Annotated in this window: 14 protein-coding genes; 7 read left to right on the top strand and 7 right to left on the bottom strand. The window is 73.2% G+C overall.

Annotated elements, in window-relative coordinates; all coding sequences use genetic code 11:
- The first annotated feature begins 71 nt into the window (after positions 1–71).
- Entirely contained in the window at positions 72–1,145 is a 1,074-nt protein-coding gene (locus ACSNOG_RS21365) for a Zn-dependent alcohol dehydrogenase (protein WP_436754285.1), read from the top strand.
- Between the two features lie 41 nt (positions 1,146–1,186).
- On the opposite strand, the gene ACSNOG_RS21360 is transcribed toward ACSNOG_RS21365, so the two are convergent.
- Positions 1,187–2,218 (bottom strand): GlxA family transcriptional regulator, encoded by a 1,032-nt coding sequence (locus ACSNOG_RS21360; RefSeq protein ID WP_436754284.1) that lies wholly within the window; start codon positions 2,216–2,218, stop codon positions 1,187–1,189.
- A gap of 153 nt (positions 2,219–2,371) precedes the next feature.
- On the opposite strand from ACSNOG_RS21360, the gene ACSNOG_RS21355 reads away from it, so the two are divergent.
- Both ACSNOG_RS21355 and ACSNOG_RS21350 read left to right on the top strand, forming a co-directional pair.
- Positions 2,372–3,715 (top strand): MFS transporter, encoded by a 1,344-nt coding sequence (locus ACSNOG_RS21355; protein WP_436754283.1) that lies wholly within the window; start codon positions 2,372–2,374, stop codon positions 3,713–3,715.
- Between the two features lie 112 nt (positions 3,716–3,827).
- Entirely contained in the window at positions 3,828–4,847 is a 1,020-nt protein-coding gene (locus tag ACSNOG_RS21350; RefSeq protein WP_436754282.1) for a hypothetical protein, read from the top strand.
- A 28-nt stretch (positions 4,848–4,875) separates the two neighbouring features.
- Here ACSNOG_RS21350 and ACSNOG_RS21345 read toward each other — a convergent pair whose 3' ends face one another.
- The 3 genes from ACSNOG_RS21345 to ACSNOG_RS21335 are packed head-to-tail and all read right to left on the bottom strand — an operon-like array spanning position 4,876 to position 8,720.
- Positions 4,876–5,538 carry a flavin reductase family protein gene (locus ACSNOG_RS21345; RefSeq protein WP_436754281.1) on the bottom strand — a complete coding sequence of 221 codons (663 nt, stop codon included), beginning with the start codon at positions 5,536–5,538 and terminating at the stop codon, positions 4,876–4,878.
- Positions 5,539–5,578: 40 nt separating this feature from the next.
- The gene (locus tag ACSNOG_RS21340) at positions 5,579–6,457 is read right to left on the bottom strand and encodes an enoyl-CoA hydratase/isomerase family protein (protein WP_436754280.1); all 879 of its coding nucleotides are present in this window, start codon (positions 6,455–6,457) and stop codon (positions 5,579–5,581) included.
- A 37-nt stretch (positions 6,458–6,494) separates the two neighbouring features.
- Positions 6,495–8,720, bottom strand: a complete 2,226-nt coding sequence (locus ACSNOG_RS21335; RefSeq protein WP_436754279.1) for an acetate--CoA ligase family protein — start codon at positions 8,718–8,720, stop codon at positions 6,495–6,497.
- A gap of 185 nt (positions 8,721–8,905) precedes the next feature.
- Here ACSNOG_RS21335 and ACSNOG_RS21330 point away from each other — a divergent pair, with 185 nt between their 5' ends.
- Entirely contained in the window at positions 8,906–9,478 is a 573-nt protein-coding gene (locus tag ACSNOG_RS21330) for a Zn-ribbon domain-containing OB-fold protein (protein ID WP_436754278.1), read from the top strand.
- On the opposite strand, the gene ACSNOG_RS21325 is transcribed toward ACSNOG_RS21330, so the two are convergent.
- Complete coding sequence (locus tag ACSNOG_RS21325; RefSeq protein ID WP_436754277.1) at positions 9,417–10,109, bottom strand: pyridoxine/pyridoxamine 5'-phosphate oxidase; 693 nt, start codon at positions 10,107–10,109, stop codon at positions 9,417–9,419. The two genes, ACSNOG_RS21330 and ACSNOG_RS21325, sit on opposite strands and share 62 nt — an antisense overlap.
- 112 nt (positions 10,110–10,221) lie before the next feature.
- Positions 10,222–11,400, bottom strand: a complete 1,179-nt coding sequence (locus ACSNOG_RS21320) for a thiolase C-terminal domain-containing protein (RefSeq protein WP_436754276.1) — start codon at positions 11,398–11,400, stop codon at positions 10,222–10,224.
- Positions 11,401–11,487: 87 nt separating this feature from the next.
- On the opposite strand from ACSNOG_RS21320, the gene ACSNOG_RS21315 reads away from it, so the two are divergent.
- Positions 11,488–12,720, top strand: a complete 1,233-nt coding sequence (locus ACSNOG_RS21315) for an acyl-CoA dehydrogenase family protein (protein ID WP_436754275.1) — start codon at positions 11,488–11,490, stop codon at positions 12,718–12,720.
- A gap of 38 nt (positions 12,721–12,758) precedes the next feature.
- Positions 12,759–13,253, top strand: a complete 495-nt coding sequence (locus tag ACSNOG_RS21310; RefSeq protein ID WP_436754294.1) for a nitroreductase family deazaflavin-dependent oxidoreductase — start codon at positions 12,759–12,761, stop codon at positions 13,251–13,253.
- Positions 13,254–13,369: 116 nt separating this feature from the next.
- On the opposite strand, the gene ACSNOG_RS21305 is transcribed toward ACSNOG_RS21310, so the two are convergent.
- Positions 13,370–14,017 carry a TetR family transcriptional regulator gene (locus ACSNOG_RS21305; RefSeq protein ID WP_058046754.1) on the bottom strand — a complete coding sequence of 216 codons (648 nt, stop codon included), beginning with the start codon at positions 14,015–14,017 and terminating at the stop codon, positions 13,370–13,372.
- Between the two features lie 489 nt (positions 14,018–14,506).
- Here ACSNOG_RS21305 and ACSNOG_RS21300 point away from each other — a divergent pair.
- Positions 14,507–15,305: serine/threonine-protein kinase (locus ACSNOG_RS21300; RefSeq protein WP_436754274.1), on the top strand; the 799-nt coding region annotated here is incomplete at its 3' end.

Raw genomic sequence — 15,305 nt, 5'->3', positions numbered from 1 at the left:
ATAAGGCCGACAAGACCGGCACCGAAGGACCGAAGGATCGAAGGACTGAGAGCACCGAGAGGACCGCAGTCATGCGAGGCGTCATATTCGACGGCAAAGACACCCTGGTCGCCGACGATCTGGAAGTCCGCGAACCCGGCCCCGGCGAAGTCCTGGTCTCCGTCGCGGCCGCAGGCCTGTGCCACAGCGACCTCTCCGTGACCGACGGCACCATCCCCTACCCGCTTCCCGTGGTGCTCGGGCACGAGGGCGCGGGTGTGGTGGAGGCCGTCGGGCCCGGCGTCACCCACGTACGGCCCGGTGATCACGTGGCACTGTCCACGCTCGCCGGATGCGGCGCCTGCGGCGAGTGCGACCGGGGCAGGCCGACCATGTGCCGCGAGTCCATCGGCAAACCGGCCCGGCCGTTCAGCCGCAGGGGTGAGCGACTTTTCCACTTCGCCTCATGCTCCGCCTTCGCGGAACGCACCGTCGTCAAAGCCGTCCAGGCGGTCGGGATTCCCGCCGGCATCCCGCTGACCTCCGCGGCACTGATCGGCTGCGGCGTCCTCACCGGCGTCGGCGCCGTGCTCAACCGCGCCCGGGTCGGCCCCGGCGAATCGGTCGTCGTCATCGGCGCCGGCGGCATCGGACTCAACGTCCTCCAGGGGGCCCGGATCGCCGGTGCCTCGATCATCGTGGCCGTCGACGCCAACCCCCGCAAGGAGGCGGCGGCCCGGCGGTTCGGCGCCACCCACTTCGTCGACGCCGGCGCGGTCCCCGACGGCCCGGCGGCCGTCCGCGCGATCCTGCCCGACGGCGCCGACCACGCCTTCGAGTGCGTCGGTGACACGGGACTCGTCCGGCAGGCGATCGACCTGCTCGCGCGGCACGGCCAGGCGGTACTGCTCGGCGTGCCGCCCGCGGGGGCCGAGGCGTCCTTCCGCGTCTCCTCCCTCTACCTCGACAAGGCGATCCTGGGCTGCCGCTACGGCTCCTCGCGCCCGCAGCACGACATCGCCCTCTACGCCCGGCTCTACCAGGAGGGCCGCCTTCTCCTGGACGAACTCGTCACCCGGACCTATCCGGTCGAGGACTTCGCGCGGGCCGCGGACGACACCCTGGGCGGCCGGGTCTCCCGCGCCGTCCTCGCCTTCCGCGACTGAAAGGCCCGCACGGGCTGAGCACGCGCCTACGAGCCCGGTGCTCAGCCCCGGGCGGCCCGGTTGACCGCGCGGAACGTCCGCCGGTAGGCCGTCGGTGACACGCCGAGCGCCGCCTGCAGGTGCTGCCGCATCGACGCGGCCGTGCCGAACCCGGCGTCCCGCGCGACCTGGTCGACGGAGAGGTCGCTGTCCTCCAGCAGGTGCCGCGCCCGCTCGACACGCTGCTGCGTCAGCCACTGGCCCGGGCTGATGCCCACTTCCTCGCGGAAGCGGCGCGTGAACGTCCGGACGCTCATGGCCTCCTGCTCGGCCATGTCCCGCAGCTGGATGGGCTGGTCCAGCCGCCCCAGCGCCCAGGCGCGGGCCGCGGTGGTCGTCGCGAGCTGGGGCTCGGGAACGGGCCGCTGGATGTACTGCGCCTGGCCGCCGTCGCGGTGCGGCGGGACGACGCTTCGCCGGGCCACCTCGTTCGCCACGGCCGTGCCGTGGTCGCGCCGCACGATGTGCAGGCACAGGTCGATGCCGGCGGCCACGCCGGCCGATGTCAGGACGTCGCCGTCGTCGACGAAGAGCACGTCGGCGTCCACCCGGACGGCCGGGAACATCCGCTGGAAGCGCTCCGTGCTGGACCAGTGGGTGGTCGCGGGCCGGCCGTCGAGGATGCCCGCGGCCGCGAGGATGTACGAGCCGGTGCAGATCGACACCATGCGCGTGCCGGGGCGTATCCCGGCGAAGGCGGCGGACAGCTCGTCACCGAGCCGGCCCTCGTCGTACGGCAGCCCGAACTCGTAGGAGGCGGGAACGACGATCGTGTCGGCCTCGGCGAGTGCTTCCGGACCGAGCTCGACGTTGATCGAGAAGTCGGCGTCGGTCTGCACGGGCCCGGCTGCCAGGGCGCAGGTCACCACCTCGTACAGCGGCTCTCCGGAAGACGTCTTGGCCCTGCCGAAGATCCGGTACGGGATGGCCAGCTCGAACGGGATCACGCCGGCCAGGGCGAGGACGGCGACGCGGTGCGGCCGGGCGTCGGGGTGCCGGTCGGAGCGAGTGATTCCCGGTATCTGCTGCGTCATTCAGTCCGCCCCCAGAAGCCTTCCGTGCCGTCGGGTCCGGTGTGCGGACCGGCCGGCCCGGCCTGGGCCCGGCCGGACCGCGTGGCCCGATCCTAGCGGATGCTGTCCTTCGGGCCACTCGTCCGGGAGGGAGCGCCTCCGGATGCTGATGGCGTGACCCACGCAACCGGACTTCCCACCCCGTCGGAGAGCCCCTCCGCGCGCCCGGGCCCCGCCGCCGGCCCCGGCCGGCGCCGCCCGCGCCTCCACCGCGCCTGGTCGGTGGCCGCCGTCACCTTCGTGACGATCATCGGGGCGGCCGGCTTCGCCTCGCTGCCCGGCCTGCTGATCGAGCCGCTCCACGGCGAGTTCGGCTGGTCGCGCGGCACGATCGGCTTCGCCGCTTCCGTCAACCTCGCCCTGTACGGCCTCACGGCGCCGTTCGCCGCCGCCCTGATGGACCGGTTCGGCATTCGCAAGGTCGTCGCCTGCGCCCTGACCGTGATCGCCGCCGGTGCCGGGCTGACGGTCTTCATGACCGCCGCCTGGCAGCTCGTGCTGTGCTGGGGCGTGCTCGTGGGCCTCGGCAGCGGTTCGATGGCCCTGGCCTTCGCGGCCACCGTGACCAACCGGTGGTTCACGGCCCGGCGAGGACTGGTCACCGGGATCCTCACCGCCGCCGGAGCCTCCGGGCAGCTGGTCTTCCTGCCGCTGCTGTCCTGGATCGTCGAACACCACGACTGGCGGCCCGCCGCCGTCACCGTCTCCGTCGCCGCCCTCGTCGTCGTGCCGTTCGTGTGGCTGCTGCTGCGCGACCACCCGGCGGACGTCGGCCTGGCCCCCTACGGCAGCGACGTCCCCGTGCCGAAGCCGGTCCCCGCGCCCGGTGCGGCGCGGCGCGCGGTCAAGGCGCTGCTCGATGCGGCCCGGACGGGTCCCTTCTGGCTGCTCGCGGGGACCTTCGCGATCTGCGGCGCCACCACGAACGGTCTGGTGAAGACGCACTTCGTGCCCGCCGCGCACGATCACGGCATGCCGATGACGGCCGCCGCGGGTCTGCTCGCCGTGGTGGGCGTCTTCGACGTCGTCGGGACCATCGCCTCCGGCTGGTTCACCGACCGGTTCGAGGCGCGCAGGCTGCTGGCCGTCTACTACGGCCTGCGGGGCGTGTCCCTGATGTTCCTGCCGATGCTGCTGGCGCCCACCGTTCACCCGCCGATGGTCTTCTTCATCGTCTTCTACGGCCTCGACTGGGTGGCCACCGTGCCGCCCACCATCGCCCTGTGCCGCGAGTACTACGGCGAGGACAGCGCCATCGTCTTCGGCTGGGTGCTCGCCTCCCATCAGGTCGGCGCCGCAGTGGTGGCCTTCCTGGGCGGCGTGGCGCGCGACGCCTTCGGCTCGTACGACGTCGTCTGGTACGCCTCCGGCGCGCTGTGTGCCGTGGCGGCCCTCATGGCCCTGGTCATCCGCAGGCGGCCGCGCGGGGCAGGGCGGCTCGCGGCGGAGCCGGCGTGATCCTTCGAGCCCCGCACCGGATCCGTGTGCATCGGGGCACGTAGGGATCAATCGGTCGGCAAAAGCAACCTCTCAGCCTCCGCCGGGATCTCTCTTTAAGAGAGGGGCAGCGATGACACAGCAGGCTGAGCCGGATGCGATGGCGGAAGCGGCACCGGTCGACGCGGGGGCGGGGACCGCGTCCGAGGAGACCCCTCGGGCGCAGAAGCGGGTGATGCACCCGGACGGGTTCGGCGCCGCGTTCTGCGCGTCGATGGCCGCGCTGTGCGCGGAGGCCGCCGTCGCCGGGACGATCGGTTTCCTCGTGCTGCTCTCGCGCGAGCACGACGGACTGCCGCACGGCCTCCTCGTGATCGCCGGGGTCGTCTTCGCGGTCGCCCTGCTCGGCGTCCTCGTCAGCGGGTTCGTCACGGCCGTCACCGTGGTGCCCGCACTGGCGCTCGCCCGTACGGTCACGCGCCGCCCGGGCCGACGTGGCGGCCCGCTGTGGAACGCCGCTGCGGTGCCTTTCGTATCGGCTGCCGCGGTAGCCGTGTTCGGCGCAGTGTCGGCCCTCGGAACTCTCGCCCCTGCGGCGCCCCTGAAGTACCTCCTGTGGTGGGTCTTCCTCACGGTCGCCCTCCTGCCCGCCACCCTGATCGCCGGAACCGCCGCACGGCGCGTCCGGGAAGGCCGGCCCGTCCGCACGGCCCGCAGGGTCGCGCGCGACGGCGTCATCGCATGGCTGGCCGTGGGAGCCGTCGGGGCAGCGGTCTACGGGACCGGCATGGTCAAGGTCTACCAGCCGCCCAGGCTCGACTCGGCGCAGCTGGCCGGTCTCTGGAGCGACGGCCACGACGGTACGGTCAGGCTGGCCGCCGACGGCACGGCCGTGGCCGACGGGCTCGACAACTACGCCTGGGACGGCACCGGCAAGGACCGGCCGAAGGACTGCGACGGCTCGGGCACCTGGAAGCCGGTCAAGGGCGACGGGAAGGTCCAGGGCCTGTCCCTGCGCATCGGATCGTGCGAGCTCCGGCGCAACTGGACCGTCAGCGGCACCGACAAGGAGCCCCGGCTCTACCACGAGGTGGGCAAGCCGGGCTCCGGCAAGCGGTACGTCCTGACGAAGGTCGTCAAGCACAAGAAGTGACTGCCGCCCGGAGCGCCCGGCGGTCACCTCACGGGTCGAGCGCGGTGAAGGTTCCGAACGTGCTCCGGTAGAAGATCAGCGGCCCCTCCCGGGCCGCGGTTCCTTCCTCGTCCGCACCCAGTGCCTCGACGCGCCCCACGACGATGAGGTGGTCCCCTCCCGTGTGCACGGCGTGCACCGTGCAGTCCACCCACGCGGGCACGCCCGCGAGCAGGGGCGACCCTGTCACGGGCGAAGGGCCGTGCCGTACGCCCGCGAACTTGTCCGCGGCCTGCGCACCGCTCACCGCGAAGGCCTTGCAGAGCGCGCTGTGCCCGGCGCCGAGGACGTTGACGCAGAAGACCCCGGCGCGGGCGATGCGCGGCCAGGTGGTGGACGCGCGGCCGACCATGAAGACCACGAGCGGCGGATCGAGGGAGAGCGAGGCGAAGGACTGGCACGCGAAGCCGGCCGGAGGTCCGCCGTCGGCGCCGCGCGCAGTGATCACGGTGACCCCGCCCGCGAACCGCCCCAGGACGCGGCGCAGTTCCCGGGGAGCGGGCGGGGGCTGCTCGTCCGCCCGAACGGACCGCAGTTCCGGTCGCGGCATGGGGTCGGGCTGTGCGGCCACCGCGGGAGCCGGTGTGCCGGAGGGGCGCAGATAGCGGACGGCGAGGGCGGCCATGCCTGCGTGTCCCATCATGAAGGCCATTGAAGCTGATGGCGCGTCAGTTTTGAAGGTTCCGGCGCCGTCAATGCCCCCGGTAGGCGGGGCTGCGGTGTTCGAGGAAGCTCTTGACGCCCTCCCGTGCGTCCTCCGTCGTCATGTTGATCTCCTGAGCGGCGGCCTCCGCGGCGAACGCCGCCGCGCGGTCGCCGTCCAGCGAGGCGTTGACCAGCTGCTTCGTCAGGGCGAGGGCCCGGGTCGGACCCGTGGCCAGCCGTTCGGCCCACGACCGCGCCGTGGCCGCCAGCCCCGCCCCGGCGACGACGCGGTTGACCAGCCCCATCCGTTCCGCCTCGGCGGCGGTGAGCGCGTCGCCGAAGAACATCAGCTCCTTCGCCCGCTGGGGCCCCACCAGCCGCGGCAGCAGATACGCGCCTCCGCCGTCGGGGACGAGGCCGCGGCGGACGAACACCTCGACGAAGGTGGCCGATTCGGCCGCGAGGACGAGATCGCAGGCCAGCGCGAGGTGAGCGCCCAGTCCCGCCGCGGTCCCGTTCACGGCGGCGATCACGGGCTTCTCGCAGTCCAGCACGGCGGCGATCAGCCGCTGGGCGCCGCGGCGGATCGTGCGCGCCACGTCCCCGGGCAGCCGGCCCGAAGCGACGGAGGCCGCCGACACGCCCGGGACGGCCGGGTCCATGGCGCTCGACGCGGTGGCGCGAAGGTCGGCGCCGGCGCAGAACGCCGCGCCCGTGGCGGTGATGACGACGGCCCTGACGGCCGGGTCGGCGGAGGCCCCCGAAAGCTGGGAAATCAAGCATTCCCGCTGCTCAGGGGCTATGGCGTTCATGACCTCGGGGCGGTTGAGGGTGATCCACGAGACCCCGTTGTCAGTGGTGTGGAGTATCACTGAGTCATCGAGGCCGCCGCGGTCGAGCGGCTTGTCACGGGGGGAGAGGGACATGGGGGTTCTCCTGCTTCCACGCGCTGCCGCGCGCTGTTCAGTGGCAGAAGGCGAGCGCGTCCAGGGCCACGGCGCCCTGACCGCGCTCGAGCACCACCAGGGGGTTGATGTCGAGTTCGGCGAGTGCCCCGCCCAGTTCCAGAGACATGCGCTGGACACGCAGGACGGTCTCCACGAGCGCGTCCACGTCGGCCGGGGGCGCCCCCCGGACGCCGTCCAGCAGGGCGCGTCCGCGCAGCCCTTCGAGCATGGCGCGCGCGTGGTCCTCACCGAAAGGCGGCACGGCCACCGCCGTGTCGTGCAGGACCTCCACCAGCGCTCCGCCGAGGCCGACCGTCACGGTCGGGCCGAAGAGGCTGTCGGGCGTGATGCCGACCATCATCTCCACTCCCCGGCCGACGAGTTGGCAGACCAGGATGCCGTCCAGCGGCAGCCCTTCGTAGCGCGCGATGTCGGTGAGTTCGCGATAGGCGTCGCGGACCTGACTGGCCGACGTCAGGCCGATCTTGATCAGGCCCAGCTCGGTCTTGTGGGCGAGCTGCGGGCCCGAGGCCTTCATCACCACCGGGTAGCCCACGAGGCCGGCCGCCCGCACGGCCGCCGCCGCGCTGGTCACGAGCTGCTCGCGCGGCACGCGTATGCCGTACGCGCGCAGCAGCTGCTTGGCCGCGTGCTCGCTGAGCTGCTGGCCGGGGCGCATGAGTTCCTGCGCCTTGCGCGCCGAAGGGGACGGGGTGCGGGGCGCGGTGTCGAAGGGGGAGCGGTAGGCCGCGGTGAAGCGGTGGTGGCCGAGGTAGGCGCGCACGGCGGTGACGCAGTTGGAGAAGGTGCGGAAGGTGGCCACGCGCGAGGAGCCGAGCAGGGTCGTGCGATAGGCGTCCTCGGTGCCGACGGGGGAGCCCCAGACCACGCAGACCAGCTTGTCCGTCTGCTCCGCCGCGTCGGCGAGGTCGCGCACGAGCTTGTCGCTCATGGGCGGGAAGGGCCCCGGGACGGGGCAGACGAGCACGCCGATCGAGGGATCGGCCAGCAGCGCGTCGATGATCTTGCGCCCGCGCCGGTCGCCCACGGGATGGCCGCCGCAGTCCACGGGGTTGGCGACGTTCAGATACTCCGGGATCCACTGGTGGAGCTCGGCCTGCTTCGCGGCGGAGAGCGCCGGGAGCGCGAGGCCGGCGGCCGTGGCCAGGTCGGCGAAGTGGGCGCTGGTGCCGCCGGAGATCGAATAGACCGCCACGCCGGGGGCCCGGGGCGGCCGGGCGCGGGCCAGCAGCGCCGCGGTGTCCTGCAGCTCGTCCAGGCTGTCGACGCGGATCACGCCGAACTGCCGCATGGCCGCATCCACCACGTCGTCCGCGCCGGTCAGCTTGCCGGTGTGGGAGGCGGCGGTGCGGGCGCCGGCTTCGGTCCGGCCGACCTTGACGGCCACGACGGGCACCTTGTGCCGGGCGGCCCGGTCCGCGGCGAGCAGGAAGGCGCGGCCGTCCTTGAGGCCTTCCACATACGCGGCGATCGCTCCGACCTCGGGCCGGGTGGCGAAGTAGGAGATGAAGTCCGCGCACTCCAGGTCCGCTTCGTTGCCCGTCGGCGCCCAGTGCGAGAGCCGTATGCCGATCTCCTGCAGGGCGAAGACCGGCCGGCCCTGGTGGCCTGACTGGGTGATCAGGGCGATGGCGGGGCCGTCGAGGTCGTCGCGGAAGTGCTCGAAGGCGTTGAGATTGGTGTTCGGGCCGAGGAGGCGCACTCCGGAGCGCCGGGCGGCGTCCGCGAGGGCGGCCTGGGCGGCGGCGCCCGCGGGGCCGCTCTCGGCGAATCCGGCGGCGAAGGCCACGGCGAAGGCGGCCTTGGAGCCGTCCAGCTCCTCCAGGACGGGCAGCGGGTCGCCCACGAGGAGGACGGCGAGGTCGACGCGTTCGGGCAGATCGCGGACGGACGGATGGCAGGGGAGGCCGAAGACGGACGTACGGGTGGGGTGGACGGGGTGCAGACGCGCGCCGACCCGCTCGGACCAGGCGATGAGCTGCCGGGTGATGCCGGTATTGGGGCGGCCTTCGGCGTCCGACGCCCCGATGACGGCGACGGTCTCGGGGCGGAAGAGCCGGTCCAGGTCGGGTATGTCCGAGCGCAGGGGCCTGCCGCTGACGTCGGTGTCCTCGGTGCCGTCGGCCGTGCCGTGGACGGCGGGGCCCGGACGCTCGCCGCAGGCCACCACGCGGGCCGGACGGGAGGTGGTGGTGAGGGTGCCGTGAGTCGATCCAAGCATCGTGTCTCGTCCACTCCTGCTCAATGGCCGACAAGCTGACGTATAGTCAGGCTACCTAGCTGACGTACTGTCAGGAATGGCGCGGCGAGCAAACAAACGGAGGGCGGGGGCGGGAAACTCCCGGGGAAACCGGCGCGGAATACGAGGGGGTCGGTGAATTGCACGCGAATCGTCCGCCGGCGCCATTGGCGCCGCGTTCCGCCGGTCCGCCGGCTCCGCGCTTCGAAATCCCCGAAGTGGACGCCTTCACCGTCCCCTACTGGGAAGCGGCGGCCCGGGGCCGGCTGCTGATACGCCGCTGCCGCGCGGCCGGCTGCGGGCTGGCCCACCACTACCCCAGGCAGTTCTGCCCGCGCTGCTGGAGCGAGGACGTGGTCTGGGAGGCGGCGAGCGGCCGGGCGGCGCTCTACACCTGGTCGGTCGTCCATGTGAACGACCTCCCGCCCTTCGGTGGGCGGGTGCCCTATACGGCGGCCGTGGTGGACCTCGCCGAGGGGCCGCGGATGATGACCGAAGTCGTCGGATGCCATGAGGGCGAGCTGCGGATCGGCATGGCGCTGACGGTCCGGTTCCGGGAAGTGGAGGGGGCGCGGCCGCCGGGCGAACCGCATTTGTCCATACCAGTGTTCGGCGCCCCCTCGGATGCCGTACCGGAAGCCCCCTCGCGGGCGGTCACCCAGGCGGCCGAGGAGGCGGTCACGGCCAGAGGAGTTCGGTCGCCCAGCCGCCCTCCGCGGAAGGGCGGCGGCGGTAGTTGAGGCGCACGTGCCGCCGCCGGGCGTCCCCTTGGAAGAACTCGACCTCCTGCGCCTCCAGGACGTACAGGGTCCAGCTGCCGACCGGGGCGTCCGGCTCGCGGCGGGCCCGTTCCCAGGCCGCGTCCGAAGCGCGCTCCAGCTCCTCGGGCGAGGGCAGGACCTCGCTCTGCCTGCCCACGAGGGCCGCCGCCAGCGCTCCGGTGGACCTCTGCGCGAGGTCGGCCCGGCTCTCCGCGGCACCCGCGGCCGTTACGGTGCCCTGGATGCGGACCTGGCGGCCGACCGCCGCCCAGTAGAAGCCCAGGGCCGCCTCCGGGCGCGCGGCCAGCTCCCGGCCTTTGCGGCTCGTGCGGTGGGTGGCGAAATGCCAGCCGCGCTCGTCGGCGTCGTGGAGCATCAGCGTCCGTACGGAGGGGCGGCCGCTCGCGTCGGCGGTGGCGAGGGTCATGGTGTGCGGCTCCGGCGTCCCGGCCTCGGCGGCCTCGATCAGCCACTGCTGGAAGAGGGGCAGGGGGTCCGCGGGGGCTGAGGCCGGGTCGAAGTGCGGCAGCTCGGTGTCCCACACGGGCAGGGAGCGCAGGAGGTGGTGGAAGGCCTGCCGGCGGGTGTCGTCGTCCGGTGCGTCGCTCATGGGTACATCCAACACCGGCCCCGCCCGGGCGCCGGTGCTGCCCGTACGGCCCCGCGCGCAGCCCCTGCTTACGGCCGGCCCCTACGGCCCGCCTCGGGGGCGTGCCCGCCGGTCAATCGCGGGCCAGGATCACCGTCCCCGCCGAGCAGAACCAGCCGCCCGTGCCCGAGGCGACGGCGATCCGGGGGAGCTCTCCGTCCGGCCTGCGCACCTGCCGGCCGTCCTCGGCCTCACCGCGCAGCTGTCGCACCGCCTCGACCAGGAGGAACAGGCCCCGCATCCCCGGATGGCAGGCGGAGAGGCCACCCCCGTCCGTGTTGACCGGAAGGCCGCCGCCCACCGTCAGCCTGCCCTGCTCGGCGAAGGCGCCGCCCTCGCCCTTGGCGCAGAAGCCGAGGTCTTCGAGCGTCACGAGCGTCATATAGGTGAAGGCGTCGTACAGCTCGGCCACGTCCACTTCCGCCGGGGTGACACCGGCGCGCGCGAAGGCCAGCCGCCCGGAGCGTGCGGCGGGGGAGACGGTGAAGTCCTCCCACTCCGACATTGCCGAGTGGGATACCGCCGTGCCGGCTCCCAGCACCCACACGGGCGGCCGGGCGGCGTCCGCGGCGTACTCCTCGGCGGCCAGCAGGACCGCGCAGCCGCCGTCCGACCGGACGCAGCAGTGGAGCTTGGTGAAGGGGTCGGCGATCAAGGGGCCGCCGAGGACGTCGTCCACGGTGATCGGGTCGCGGTACAGGGCGTGGGGGTTGTGGCGGGCGTTGGCGCGTGCCTGGACGGCGATGCCGGCGAGCTGTTCCGGTGTGGTGCCGTACTCGTGCATGTGGCGGCGCGCGGCCATGGCGTACTTGGCGACGAGCGTGTGCCCGTAAGGGGCTTCGAACTGCAGCGGGCCCCGTGTGCCCAAGGAGAGGCCGGCGGTCCGGCGGCCCGCCTTGAGGTCGGCGCGGGCGGTGGATCCGTAGACGAGCAGGACGGCGTTCGCGTGGCCCGCGGCGATCGCGTCGGCCGCGTGGGCCGCCATGACCTCCCAGGTGGCGCCGCCGACCGAGGTCGAGTCCACCCAGTCGGGGCGCAGGCCCAGATGGTCGGCGATCTCCACGGGGGCCAGCGTGCCCAGGCCCGCGGAGGCGAGCCCGTCGACGGCGGACCGGTGGAGTCCGGAGTCGGCCAGGGCGCGCCGGGCCGCTTGTGCGTGGAGGTCGTAGGCGGTGGCCGAGTCGACCCGCCCGCAGTCCGACAGGGAGACGCCGAAGACGGCGACCTTGCGTGCTCGGAGGGCAGAGGCCATGAACTGACGCTACATCAGATCAGGGGTGGGAAAGTGTGGTTGCCCGACTTAAGATGACGGCCCGTCAGATCCGGGAGGGCGTGTCCCATGGATGCCGCATTCACCGAGGAGCAGGTCGAGATCCGGCGCACCCTGCGCGAGCTGCTGGTCAAGCGCTGCGGGCCGGACGGGATCCGGGCCGCGGTCCGTACCCCGGCCGGCTACGACGAACCGCTGTGGCGGCAGCTGGCCGAGCAGCTGGGGCTGCCCGGGCTCGCCGTCGAACGGCGCTACGGAGGCGTGGGGTGCGGCCCCACGGAGCTCGCCCTGGCCTGCGAGGAGACGGGCCGCGTCCTGCTGCCGTCCCCGCTCCTGCCCACGGCGGGCCTCGTGGCCCCCCTGGTGGCCGCGCTGGGCACGCGCCTGCAGCGGACGGAACTGCTGCCCCGCATCGCCTCCGGCGAGCTGACGGGCGCGCTCGTGCTGCCCTGCACCTCGCTGCCCGTGGCGCTCGGCCTGACCGGGCCGGGCGATGGCGTCCCGGCTGGAGGCGGCAGGACGGGCGGCGTGCAGGCGCACCCGGCCGGGGCGGGGCGGGGCTGGCGCCTGTACGGCGAGGCGGCGCAGGTCCTGGACGGGCACAGTGCGGGAGTGCTGCTGGTCGCCGCCCGCACGGGCGGGTACGTCCGCGGCCGCACGCTGCTGTTCGTCGTACGGCCGGACGTGGTCCGCGGAGTGCGCCGCACACGGCTGACCGCGCTGGACGAGACGCGGCCGCAGGCCCGTATCGAGCTGCGGGACGCGGAGGCCGATCTCCTGGGCCACGCGGACGACGAGGTTGCCGCCGCGCTGGCCCGGCTGGGCGGGAGCGTTGCGGCGATGCTGGCCGCGGAGGCCGTCGGCGCGGCCGGCCGGGCGCTGGAGGCGACGGTCGAACACGTGCGGACGCGTGAACAGTTCGGCCGGCCCATCGGCTCCTTCCAGGCAGTCAAACACCGCTTGGCCGATCTGTACGTGTCCGTGCAGGCGGCGCGTTCGGCGGCGTACTACGCGGCGTGGGCGGCCGGAGCGGGAGTGCCGGGCGACGGGGCAGGGGGAGAAGCCGGCGTCGCGGGTGTCGCTCTTGCGCAGGCCCTGGAGACGCTGCGGGCGGTGGCCGCGGACGCCGTCCAGCTGCACGGCGGCATCGGGGTGACGTGGGAGCACGACGTGCAGCTGTACTTCAAACGGGCTGCTTCGGACGGCCTGCTCTTCGGTCCCCCGGAGCGGCTGCGCGCGCGGGCGGCGGAGCTCGCCGGGCTGTTTGCCGGGCGCCCGGAACGGGAAGCGGTGGCGTCGTGAAGGGCACCGCGGCGCAACACAGGGGGCGCAAGGAGCGTCTGGAGCGCGTGGTGCAGAGGCTCTCTTCCAGCCGTACGTTCGCGCGGATCGCGCCGCACTGCGTGCCGGCCCTGGACCGTGCGGTGCACCGCCTGACGGGCGGCAGGACGCTGCTCAGCGCCCGTCTTCTGCCCGGCCTGGTGCTCACGTCGACCGGCGCACGGACGGGACAGGCGCGGCGCACGCCGCTCGCCTGCATGACGGAGGGGCCCAAGGGGGAGCCGCCGACCGCCTGGGTGCTGGTGGGCAGCAACTTCGGCCGCCCCGGTCACCCTGCATGGACGGCGAACCTGCTGGCGCACGCGGAGGCGGAGGTCAGCTGGAGGGGGCGGGACGTGCCCGTGCGGGCCCGGCTGCTGCGGGGCGCGGAGCGGGAAGCCGCGTGGAAGGCCGTGGTGGCGTTCTGGCCGCCGTACGCGCGATACCAGGCGCACGTGGAGCGGGAGATCCGGCTGTTCCGTCTGGAGCCGCGTACGGGCCGCGGCGAGGAGTGAGGGAACGAGGGGGGAACGAGGGGGAAAATCACTGCGGCGGGCCCCCTCCGGGCCCGGCCGGAGGGGGCCCGCCGCTGCGATGACAGGACGTGCGGACGTGCGAGGTGCCGGAAGTGCTACCTCGTCGGCTTCTTGCCCGTGATGCCCAGGTGCACGAGGAGGGCGAGGTTCGGCTTGAGCTCGGCCTGCTTGACGCCCCAGCTCTGGAAGCCCTTCTGGTGGGAGGCCACCGCGGCGAGCATGGCGACGAGCGACCCGGCGACGGCCGCGGGGTTGACGTCCTTGTCCACCTTCCCCTTGGACTGCAGCTCCTTGACGGAGTCGGTGAGGGAGTTGGTGACGGCGTTGAGGATCTTCATGCGGATCTTGTAGAACCGCTTGTCGCCCTCGGCCGCCCCGAGGTCGACCACGCGCAGGATGGCGTCGTGCTTGCGCCAGAACCCGAGGAAGCCGTCCACGAGCTCCTCGGCGGCCTGCCAGCCGGACTTGCCGACCCAGGAGCGGCCGGCGACCAGGTCGGTCAGGCTCGCGCCCTCCTTGGCCATCTCCTCGGCGATCTCGAGGACGGCGCCCTCGACGTCCGGGAAGTACTGGTAGAAGGTCGCGGGCGAGGTGCCGGCCTTGCGGGCGACGTCGATGACCTTGACGTCGCGGTAGGGAGAGGAGCTGAGCATTTCGCTGAGGCAGTCGAGCAGCTTCTGCCGCGTCGCCTGGCCGCGTCGTCCGGCCACGCGGCCGTCGACGGTGCGTACTTGTCCTGTCATGCCGTCAGCTTACCGAGGGGTGATCGGAGCGCGATTCGGCCGCATGCAAATGGGGGCAGGGGTGCGGAGTGGGGTGTAAGGCCAGCTCAGAGGGGTTGTGGAGGGTCGCGGGAAGATCGCGCGGGATTGGCCCGTACCGGTGAATCCTCTTATCAACAGCCTGTGGACAACGCCCTTCGGAGACCCTTCGCACGGTTGTCCACAGGTCCCGCGGAACACCCCGGTCCCCCGCTAACGTGGCAGTCGTGACAGACCCCGCGGGCCATGGCGGAAGCCCCCGGGGGCAACGGCGGGTCGCGGACGGGAAGCGGGGGTAGGAGGCGCGGGGCGAGGCGTTCCGCATGTGGTGGAGAGAGGGTGAAGCGCGACCCGGGTTCGCCACCGCGTCGTTCGCCAGGAAGAATCAGCATGCGTACCCCGGGATAATTCGCGGTGAGACGCTGCACGGGGCTGAAACCCTTCAAGCCCCGACGGGGAGGTGGCAGGTCAGTGGTGGAGCAGCTTACGCAGCACGACCCGAGACGGATCGGCCCGTTCGAGGTGCTCGGCCGACTCGGCGCCGGCGGCATGGGGCTGGTCTATCTCGCCCGCTCGGCGTCCGGCCGGCGGGTGGCGATCAAGACGGTGCGCACGGAGCTCGCCGAGGACCAGCTCTTCCGGGTCCGCTTCACGCGCGAGGTCGAGGCGGCCCGCGCGGTCAGCGGCTTCTACACCGCCGCCGTCGTCGACGCCGACCCGCGCGCCGCCGTGCCCTGGCTGGCCACGGCGTACGTGCCCGCACCCTCCCTCGAAGAGATCGTCAACGAGTGCGGCCCCCTGCCCGCCCAGGCCGTGCGCTGGCTCGCGGCCGGCATCGCCGAGGCGCTGCAGTCCATCCACGGCGCCGGCCTCGTCCACCGCGACCTGAAGCCCTCCAACGTCCTGGTCGTGGAGGACGGCCCGCGCGTCATCGACTTCGGCATCGCCTCCGGCGTCTCCAACACCCGGCTGACGATGACCAACGTCGCCGTCGGCACCCCCGCCTACATGTCGCCCGAGCAGGCGCGGGACTCCCGCAGCGTCACCGGCTCCAGCGACATCTTCTCCCTCGGCTCCACCCTCGTCTTCGCGGCCACCGGCCACGCCCCCTTCCACGGCGCGAATCCGGTGGAGACGGTCTTCATGCTGCTCCGCGAGGGTCCCGACCTGGCCGGCCTGCCCGACGAGCTGCGACCGCTGATCGACTCCTGCATGCAGATGGCCGCCGAGCACCGGCCCAGCCCGGCCGACCTGCAGTCCGAGCTGGCCC

Origin of the sequence: Streptomyces sp. URMC 124, from assembly GCF_051386455.1 — a bacterium.
Taxonomy (GTDB): Bacteria; Actinomycetota; Actinomycetes; order Streptomycetales; family Streptomycetaceae; genus Streptomyces.
The sequence above is the reverse complement of the archived record's forward strand: the minus strand, read 5'-3'. Positions and strand labels throughout refer to the sequence as shown.

What these genes read in the sequence shown, in the direction of transcription:
- ACSNOG_RS21365 (WP_436754285.1), top strand. Translation starts at nt 72, where the DNA reads ATGCGAGGCGTCATATTCGACGGCAAAGACACCCTGGTCGCCGACGAT.
- ACSNOG_RS21360 (WP_436754284.1), bottom strand. Translation starts at nt 2,218, where the DNA reads ATGACGCAGCAGATACCGGGAATCACTCGCTCCGACCGGCACCCCGAC.
- ACSNOG_RS21350 (WP_436754282.1), top strand. Translation starts at nt 3,828, where the DNA reads ATGACACAGCAGGCTGAGCCGGATGCGATGGCGGAAGCGGCACCGGTC.
- ACSNOG_RS21345 (WP_436754281.1), bottom strand. Translation starts at nt 5,538, where the DNA reads ATGGCCTTCATGATGGGACACGCAGGCATGGCCGCCCTCGCCGTCCGC.
- ACSNOG_RS21340 (WP_436754280.1), bottom strand. Translation starts at nt 6,457, where the DNA reads ATGTCCCTCTCCCCCCGTGACAAGCCGCTCGACCGCGGCGGCCTCGAT.
- ACSNOG_RS21335 (WP_436754279.1), bottom strand. Translation starts at nt 8,720, where the DNA reads ATGCTTGGATCGACTCACGGCACCCTCACCACCACCTCCCGTCCGGCC.
- ACSNOG_RS21325 (WP_436754277.1), bottom strand. Translation starts at nt 10,109, where the DNA reads ATGAGCGACGCACCGGACGACGACACCCGCCGGCAGGCCTTCCACCAC.
- ACSNOG_RS21320 (WP_436754276.1), bottom strand. Translation starts at nt 11,400, where the DNA reads ATGGCCTCTGCCCTCCGAGCACGCAAGGTCGCCGTCTTCGGCGTCTCC.
- ACSNOG_RS21315 (WP_436754275.1), top strand. Translation starts at nt 11,488, where the DNA reads ATGGATGCCGCATTCACCGAGGAGCAGGTCGAGATCCGGCGCACCCTG.
- ACSNOG_RS21305 (WP_058046754.1), bottom strand. Translation starts at nt 14,017, where the DNA reads ATGACAGGACAAGTACGCACCGTCGACGGCCGCGTGGCCGGACGACGC.